Raw genomic sequence first — 442 nt, forward strand, 5'->3', positions numbered from 1 at the left:
GCGTCACCCTGCGGAATCTCCTCACCCGCTATCTGCATTCGGCGTCCGTACAGGTCGCCTATACGGCCTTCTCCAACGCCACCCAGCATATTGAGGCGCGTCTGGCCCGATGGCTGCTGATGTGCCACGACCGATCCGAGGGCGACGATATCGAACTGACCCACGAGTTCATTGGCATCATGCTGGCGGTGCGCAGACAGAGTGTGACGACGACTATCCATATTCTCGAAGGCAAACGCCTGATCACGGCCTCCAGAGCGTCCATAACCATTCGCGACAGAGCCGGTCTGAAAATGCTTGCGGGGGACGCCTATGGTATACCGGAGCGCGACTACGAGGCGAATGTGGGCGGCCTCGAGACGAAGGACTGAGCGCATCAGCCTCGACTAGACTTCGTTTCCGTCGACGTCCGGCTAGAAACAGCTCTATCGGCCTCCTGCTG

At 59.7% G+C, this 442-nt stretch carries 1 protein-coding gene; it reads left to right on the forward strand.

The features are described 5' to 3' along the window. Positions 1 to 371, forward strand: a 371-nt coding sequence (locus AC1DIX_RS27880; protein ID WP_477328594.1) for a Crp/Fnr family transcriptional regulator, incomplete at its 5' end; no start/stop codon positions are given. Between the last annotated feature and the right edge of the window lie 71 nt (positions 372 to 442).

It is taken from the genome of Massilia sp. 05N420 (assembly GCF_056397205.1).